This is a genomic window from Pseudomonas sp. GM80 (assembly GCF_000282515.1).
Lineage (GTDB): Bacteria > Pseudomonadota > Gammaproteobacteria > Pseudomonadales > Pseudomonadaceae > Aquipseudomonas.
In genome coordinates, this window is the sequence record NZ_AKJD01000104.1 from 1 (window position 1) to 4,987 (window position 4,987).

Annotated in this window: 5 protein-coding genes; 2 read left to right on the plus strand and 3 right to left on the minus strand. The window is 59.9% G+C overall.

The features are described from left to right. Nucleotides 1–116 precede the first annotated feature (116 nt). Nucleotides 117–899, minus strand: coding sequence for a helix-turn-helix transcriptional regulator (locus PMI37_RS17225; RefSeq protein WP_008083081.1), 783 nt, complete (start codon nucleotides 897–899; stop codon nucleotides 117–119). A 310-nt stretch (nucleotides 900–1,209) separates the two neighbouring features. On the opposite strand from PMI37_RS17225, the gene PMI37_RS17230 reads away from it, so the two are divergent. Next, nucleotides 1,210–2,328, plus strand: coding sequence for a DmpA family aminopeptidase (locus tag PMI37_RS17230; protein WP_008083083.1), 1,119 nt, complete (start codon nucleotides 1,210–1,212; stop codon nucleotides 2,326–2,328). Between the two features lie 549 nt (nucleotides 2,329–2,877). On the opposite strand, the gene PMI37_RS17235 is transcribed toward PMI37_RS17230, so the two are convergent. Then, nucleotides 2,878–3,510 carry a TetR/AcrR family transcriptional regulator gene (locus PMI37_RS17235; RefSeq protein ID WP_008083084.1) on the minus strand — a complete coding sequence of 211 codons (633 nt, stop codon included), beginning with the start codon at nucleotides 3,508–3,510 and terminating at the stop codon, nucleotides 2,878–2,880. A 163-nt stretch (nucleotides 3,511–3,673) separates the two neighbouring features. Between PMI37_RS17235 and PMI37_RS17240 the strand changes: the two genes are divergently transcribed. Then, complete coding sequence (locus tag PMI37_RS17240; RefSeq protein WP_008083085.1) at nucleotides 3,674–4,114, plus strand: hotdog fold domain-containing protein; 441 nt, start codon at nucleotides 3,674–3,676, stop codon at nucleotides 4,112–4,114. A gap of 64 nt (nucleotides 4,115–4,178) precedes the next feature. Here PMI37_RS17240 and PMI37_RS17245 read toward each other — a convergent pair whose 3' ends face one another. Further along, nucleotides 4,179–4,865 (minus strand): GNAT family N-acetyltransferase, encoded by a 687-nt coding sequence (locus PMI37_RS17245; protein WP_008083086.1) that lies wholly within the window; start codon nucleotides 4,863–4,865, stop codon nucleotides 4,179–4,181. Nucleotides 4,866–4,987: the final 122 nt, after the last annotated feature.

A 4,987-nucleotide genomic window follows, 5' to 3' on the forward strand; every position in this document is an offset into this window, starting at 1 on the left:
GCTGCGATCTTTTGATGTTGCTGTTAAAACACAAGATCAAAAGATCGCAGCCTCGTTTCACTCGACAGCTCCTACAGTAATCATCCATCGCGATTTTGGCGCAGCACCAGGGCGAATCATCCATCGCGGTTTTGGCGCAGCACCAGGGCGAACAATTCGCCGTGTCCGGTGACATTGAGCTTGTGGTACAGATTGCGCCGATGGACTTTGACCGTCTCCGGCGAAATGCCCATTTGCTGGGCGATGGCCTTGCTGGAAAAGCCTTGCAGGATCAACCGCGCGGTGTCGACCTCGCGCACGGTCAGGCGCGCTTCAAAGCGATCGAGCAAGGTCGCCAGATCCCCCACCACTGCTTCAGCGGCTGGCCCTTGCGGCGGCAGCAGTTGCACGTGTCGATGCATCGCTGCCAGCACCCAATCGCGCACGCACAAGAGCCGGCCCTGCTCGCTCGCGCTGAACGTCGTCGAGCGCCCCAGTGACAGGCCGAGCACGCCCGCCTCGACATTGATGATGAACTGCAATTCGTCTTCGCCCACCACCGAGCGAAAGTAACTCTGGTAGTACTCGCTGTGCAGGAACTGATCCGGCGCCACCGACGCCAGGCTGTGCAAACCATCGGCAATGCCGGTGGTCGCGGTTTGATAGAACGGATCGAGCAGGTACATGCCTGCGGTGTAACCGGCCAGTTCTTCCTGGTCGTCCGGGCGGCCCTTGCTGTCGAAGTCGATCAGCAATTGCGGCGCCTGCCCCGCCGTCATCACCGCAACCAGTGCGTTGTCCAGCGGCACCAGCAGCCGCAGGGTATCGACCAATGCGCGCCAGAAAACCTCCTGCCCGATGCTGGCAAATACCCGCGCCAGACTTTGATGCACCGGCAATTCCTGCAACAACGCGTCCACGCTCTACCCCTTTTGTATAACCCATGAAGGGAATGGGTCAGGCGCAGTCGGCCCGGTAGGCTGACCACTGTTGTTCATCACCGGCCACATGCCAGCAGAGCCGCATCATGCGGGGGCGGTGTGGGGATATCAACCGGTGACTGAGCGTGGTTCAGCATTTGCAAATACCGCCTGTTCCTGTGGGAGCTGGCTTGCCAGCGATGGCGTCTGTTCAGCCGATACATCCGTCGGGTGAAGCACCGTCATCGCTGGCAAGCCAGCTGCCACAGGGTTGGCGATCGGCCCAATATTTATAGAGAGACAGATATCGATGAAACCTCGCGCCCGTGACCTGAATATCCGTATCGGCCAGATGCACCCCGGCCCGCTCAACGCCATCACCGATGTGCCGGGCATCCGCGTCGGCCACAGCAATGTGCGCGGTCGCAGCAGCGCCGGGCGCGACATCTGCACCGGCGTCACGCTGATCGAGCCGCGCCCGGGTTCGATGAGCCAGCAACCGTGCTTTGCCGGGGTGCATGTGCTCAACGGCAACGGTGATGCCACCGGGCTTGAGTGGATTCGCGAGGCCGGATTACTGACCAGCCCGATCGCGTTTACCAACACCCACAGCCTCGGCGTGGTGCGTGATGCGCTGATTGTGCTGGACCGTGAGCAGCAACCGGACGATGGCCGCCTCTACTGGAACATGCCGGTGGTGCTGGAAACTTACGACGGGCTGATCAACGACATCAACGGTTTTCACGTCAAGCCTGAACACGTCGCCGAAGCCATGCGCAACGCGGTCGCCGGCCCGGTACAGGAAGGCGCGGTGGGCGGTGGCAGCGGCATGATCTGCCATGAATTCAAGGGTGGCATCGGCACCGCATCACGCCGATTGAGCGATGCTCAGGGCGGCTGGACGGTGGGCGCGATCGTGCAAGCCAACCACGGCGTTCGCAGTGAATTGCGAGTCGACGGTTACCCGGTCGGCCGCTACATGGAACAGGTGGATTCACCGTTCCTGCGGGCCTCGTTGCCGCATCCGGGCATGGGTTCGATTGTGGTCTGCCTGGCCACCGATGCACCGCTGCTGCCCCATCAATGCACGCGACTGGCGCAACGCGCCAGCCTCGGTCTGGCGCGCACCGGCGGCGGTAACGAGGATCACAGCGGCGACATCTTCGTCGCCTTCGCCACCGGCAATGATCACGTTCCGCCGGCCGCGTATGAAGGCAAAGGCGCGTCGACCTGCGAGGGTTTGCGCATGGTCAATAACGACCACATCAGCGAGCTGTTTCTGGCCGCCACTGAAGCGGTTGAAGAGGCAATCATCAACGCCCTGCTCGCCAGCGAAAGCACCGCCGGCAATGGCCATGCCGTGCCGGGGCTGGATGCGCAAACCCTGCTCGCCGCCCTCGACAAGGCCGGCTGGCCCGGCGCCCGCTAACCCCACAAACTCCCCGGTAGGAGCTGACGAGTGAAACGAGGCTGCGATCTTTTGATCCTCAGAAACAAGAGCAAAAGATCGCAGCCTGCGGCAGCTCCTACAGGAACGGCGTCACTCCCCCCCGGTAGGAGCTGACGAGTGAAACGAGGCTGCGATCTTTTGATCTTTGGAAACAAGAGCAACAGATCGCAGCCTGCGGCAGCTCCTACAGGAACGGCGTCAACCCCACACCTCCCCGGTAGGAGCTGACGAGTGAAACGAGGCTGCAATCTTTTGATCTTTGGAAACAAGAGCAACAGATCGCAGCCTGCGGCAGCTCCTACAGTAACGGCTTCCCCCCCCCGGTAGGAGCTGACGAGTGAAACGAGGCTGCGATCTGTTGATCTTTGGAAACAAGAGCAACAGATCGCAGCCTTCGGCAGCTCCTACAGGGGGGGTAGGTGACGAGTTGTACGCGACAATCATTGCAATGGTCGAAGGAGCCGCCGCCTCACGTGCTCTACTTCGTCTCCGCCAAAGCGTTTTCAGGCTGTTTTTTGCCCTCGTAAATCAGCTGTCAGGCAGTGTTTCATCGCGAATCGAGCGCCATGCCGCTTGCGCCAGCAACTCGCGATACGCCGTCGGGCTGCCCTTCACCCTGCCGGCCAGCCAGGCCCGGCAATAGCTGTCGGCCTGACCGATGATCAGCGACGGCAACAACTCGGCGGGCAACGCCTTGAGTTCGGCGGCGCGTCCGGATTCGGCCAGCCAGTCACGCAGGCGCAGATTGCGCGTCTTGTTGCGCTCGGCCAACTCCTCCTTGAACGGTCCTTTGGTCACGGCGAACCGCGCGTGGTACTGGAACCGTGCCCATTGCGGCTGCTGCTCGACCCAATCGAGGTAACTGAACACCAGCGCCTGAACGCCTTCTTCGGTAGTTTTTGCCGCGTCGAGGTAGGCGTCGCGCAGACGCGCCTGATCGTCCAGCGCGGTAAAGAACAGCGCCGCGACCAGACCTTCCTTGTTGCCGAAATGGTGGTAGATCGCCCCGACGCTGGTGTCACATTCGGCACGAATCATGTCGATGGTGGTGGCCTCGATCCCCTGCTCGTTGAACAGGCTCAGCGCCTTGCGAAAGATATCGCGCTTGAGTTCGGCGCGACGTCCGGGGTAGCTGCGTTCCAGTAAATCGGCGGTTTCCATGCGGCTTGCGACCCGAAATCAACGAAGGGAAAAGGCACATCGTGCCCAATGCGAAAACGTGCATAGGTTGACAGAATTCCTCTGAACAGAATACCGTTCCGTTACAGAATATTATTCTGTAACGGAACATAATTCCGCAAATCACGTTCAGCGAGGGATCTCCATGAGTCAGTTTCTCAGCATGTTCAACAGCGCAGGTCCGCAAGCTTTCAGCCAGATGGCCTGCCAGGTCGCACCGTATTTCAGCACCATCAATCCGCTGGTGACGGAACTGCGAGCGAATGCGGCAACCGTGCAAGTGCCCTTTTGCCGCGAAATCACCAACCACCTCGGCACCGTCCATGCGATTGCCATGTGCAACGCCGCAGAACTGGCTGCCGGGATGATGACTGACGTGTCGATTCCGCCCGGCGCGCGCTGGATTCCCAAAGGCATGACCGTGGAGTATCTGGCCAAGGCGAAAACCGATGTCACAGCGCTAGCCACTGGCGAGGGCGTGGATTGGCAAAGCGCGGGCGACAAAATCGTCAATGTGGACATTCACGATACCGAGGGCAAAAAAGTGTTCACGGCGCGGATCACCATGAACGTCAAACTCGGCTGAATGGCGGGTACAAAAAAGCCCTTGCTGCGGGATTCCCGGCAAGGGCTTTTTTGCCGAAGTAGTATCAGTGCACCGTCAGGCGCTGGCGGACAAATTCTTCGGTATGTCGGGTGGTCTGGTCGAGATGGCGGTCGCGCTGCTTCTCCGCGTCGAGCATCGCCCGTTTGCTGTTTTTCTGCAGCAGGTAGGTGTGAATCTGCTGCACTTCCAATGATCGGTAAATCGGTGTGGTATCGATAAAACCGCGCAGGCCGTTGCTGCGGTAATGGCGGGTACTCATCAGCACTTGCGTCTCGCGCTGACCGATCACTTCAAAACCCAACGCTTCGAAGTACGGGACTTTGCCAACGGTGCAGGCCAGCTCGGCATGCGGATAACGCCCGACCATTTCGCCAATCATTGCCCGCGCCACACCCTGGCGCCGATACCCTTCGCGCACCGCCATGTAAGCGACGCTGCACGCCTCCCAATCGCCCTGCACCGGCAGGTACAAGAGAAAGCCGATGACCTGTTCCGGATCGTCATCATCGGTGGCCACCAACAACTCCACCTCAGTGCCCTTCTCGCCGTTCAACGCCTCCAGATACAGATGCACCTCATAGCCGACCGCATACTGATAGACGTTGTACAGCAGATTGCTCGGGCCAAGACCGACCGCACTGATATCAGTCAGGTAGTCGACAACCATCTGCAGAATCTGGCTGTTGACGCCCTCGGGGCATGGGGTTTTGTAGTGGGTGATACGTGGCATGACGAGCGACTCCGGCAAAAAACGCCCCATCATACCCTGTCCCGATACCCCCCCTGTAGGAGCTGCCGAAGGCTGCGATCTTTTGATCTTGTCTTTTAAAAAACAACGTCAAAAGATCGCAG